Source organism: Aeromonas crassostreae (assembly GCF_054052445.1).
This window is the reverse complement of record NZ_JBSTYM010000093.1, coordinates 1-218: the sequence shown is the minus strand read 5'-3', so window position 1 is coordinate 218 and position 218 is coordinate 1. Positions and strand designations below refer to the sequence as shown.

Annotated in this window: 1 protein-coding gene; it reads right to left on the bottom strand. The window is 59.2% G+C overall.

All coding sequences use genetic code 11. The features are described from left to right. The coding region (locus ACW5W4_RS19035) for a hypothetical protein (protein WP_456690431.1) at window positions 1-218 on the bottom strand (218 nt) is incomplete at both ends.

The window sequence follows — 218 nt, the reverse complement described above, 5'->3', positions numbered from 1 at the left end:
TCGGCACCAAAGCTGTCGTTGTCCAGCACATTGCCGCGACCCTGCCCATCGATTTCCTGTAGGGCTATCGTATCGGCCATCGCCGTCGGCATATCGTCCACTATGGTGATCACCAAGTCTCCCGACACCGAGTCGCCAGTCTGATCCGCCACCGTGATGGTGATCGACTCTGTCAGCGTGTTATTACCCTCACCCTCCGCATGCGTCTGTGCCCCGCT